Consider the following 1,791-nt stretch of genomic DNA (forward strand, 5'->3'; position numbering starts at 1 on the left):
ATAAAAACACCCCAAAAGTTAGATTTTCTGTCTAACTTTTGGGGTGCACTTCATATATCGGTGGTGGTTTCTTTTTTTTGGGGGGGATTGTCCCGATATTTGGAGAAAATGAAAAGTTTTCAATCATTTTAAGAAAAAGGATTAAAATTCTAATGAATCAAAGCTTTGAATTATGGTATAATCCTTTTAATCATAGATGGAAAAAGAGATAAAAACATTTGAAACAATCAGGAGGTTCATATGTCAGAAGTTAAAATGTTACCGTTAGGAAGTATCGTGATTCTCAAGGGGAATACGAAGAAAATGATGATTATTGCTCGTGTCATCGGCCTTCCTGTAAAAGGGGAAGTATATCGTTTTGATTACGGTGCTTGCTTGTATCCAGAAGGAATGGTTGGAGATAGCTTAATTTATTTCAATCAAGAGGATATTCTTAAAGTAGTTCAAGAAGGATACACCGATGATGATAATGAAATCATGTTAGAGAATATCGAAGCGATGTTGCAGCAAACAGATATTCCAAAAGGAAACGTAGCTGAATTGCAAGAGAAAAAAGGAGTTTAAGAGGGTAAAAATGAGTAAAATTGACTACCATGAAATCGAAAATCTTCAAGGCCAAGTCAGCTCCCATTATAATAGTATATCCGAAGCCTCGGCGACGATTAGTGCTATTGATGCCAAGTTAGCAAAACTCCGTTCGGCAAAGAAGTCCGTAGGGAATATCCAAAGTGAAATTCATGAGATTAAGATTTCAGTTATGGGGAAAGATGACCAACCGGAATGGAAAGGGCAACAAAAAGAGAACTTTGTGCACCAATGGGAGGATTTCAGGCAGGATTTTAGTGCTTACCAAAGAGAATTGGATGCATTTTACGATTCTATTTGCGATGAAATTACGCGGTTAGAAAATCAAAAAAATAATCAACAAAGTCTGATCGGTTGGTTCCAAGCGCAGATTAATACGATTGGAAATTATATTGAAAAACTATTGCATTAGGGAGGAAAAATGATGTACGGAACAATTCAACTATCTCAAGTTGTATTTGGGATGCATGTGAGTAGTCTCTCGGGTGCGAAGAATAGTTTAATGAGTGTCCAAAAACCTAAGATTGAGAAGACGTCAACTTCACAAGTGTTAGATCTGTATCAGGAGCAGTTTGACCAGTTATATCAATTGGTGTCGACTTATGGTGCGTTGCTAGAAGCAGACATAACACAGGTAGCAGAAACTGGAAAAGAGCTAGACAAAACAGATCAATTATTAGGGCATACTTTATTTTCAGGGTTGAAATTAGGAGGATGATAAATGAGTTATCACGTAAAATTTAACGATATTACCTCCATGCATGGCCAAACGAATCAAACCATCCAACAATGGGGCGCGTCAATAACAAACCTAAGCAAAGCGGTTGAAGGATTTGCGGGGAACAGTAGTCTTCAGGGGAAAGCGATGACGAGTGCGCAAACCTATATGAGAGAAGTTCATGGAACACTTCTTCAAACTTTTCTTCAACTAATGAATGACTATTCTACGAGTTTGTTACTGTATAAAGATGGCTATTATCAAATCGACACTCATAACCATGCGGAATTGCCTGAAGATGTCTATAAGGGGCTTCATTCAGACCTAGGAAAATCTAAGCAGCGATTCGAACACCAGTTGGAGCAGTTAACAGCTGCCAAACTGAGAGTCGCAGGGTTAGTGAATTACCAAGGCTCTAGTCACACAAAAACGAAATTCAAATATGAGAAGCTGATGAAAGATATTAAGCATCTAGACGAATCCATTAC

General features: G+C 37.7%; 4 protein-coding genes. All 4 read left to right on the forward strand.

Annotated features, from left to right (window positions below):
• Positions 1 to 240: 240 nt before the first annotated feature.
• Positions 241 to 564, forward strand: a complete 324-nt coding sequence (locus ACO5V7_RS08880; protein WP_298647423.1) for a DUF4176 domain-containing protein — start codon at positions 241 to 243, stop codon at positions 562 to 564.
• Positions 565 to 574: 10 nt separating this feature from the next.
• Complete coding sequence (locus ACO5V7_RS08885; RefSeq protein ID WP_485485896.1) at positions 575 to 997, forward strand: YwqH-like family protein; 423 nt, start codon at positions 575 to 577, stop codon at positions 995 to 997.
• A gap of 9 nt (positions 998 to 1,006) precedes the next feature.
• Entirely contained in the window at positions 1,007 to 1,303 is a 297-nt protein-coding gene (locus ACO5V7_RS08890) for a TIGR04197 family type VII secretion effector (RefSeq protein ID WP_485485897.1), read from the forward strand.
• 3 nt (positions 1,304 to 1,306) lie between these two features.
• A partial coding sequence (locus tag ACO5V7_RS08895) for a T7SS effector LXG polymorphic toxin (RefSeq protein ID WP_485485898.1) occupies positions 1,307 to 1,791 on the forward strand: 485 nt, incomplete at its 3' end.

It is taken from the genome of Granulicatella sp. (genome assembly GCF_057274575.1).

What these genes read in the sequence shown, in the direction of transcription:
- ACO5V7_RS08880 (WP_298647423.1), top strand. Translation starts at nt 241, where the DNA reads ATGTCAGAAGTTAAAATGTTACCGTTAGGAAGTATCGTGATTCTCAAG.
- ACO5V7_RS08885 (WP_485485896.1), top strand. Translation starts at nt 575, where the DNA reads ATGAGTAAAATTGACTACCATGAAATCGAAAATCTTCAAGGCCAAGTC.
- ACO5V7_RS08890 (WP_485485897.1), top strand. Translation starts at nt 1,007, where the DNA reads ATGATGTACGGAACAATTCAACTATCTCAAGTTGTATTTGGGATGCAT.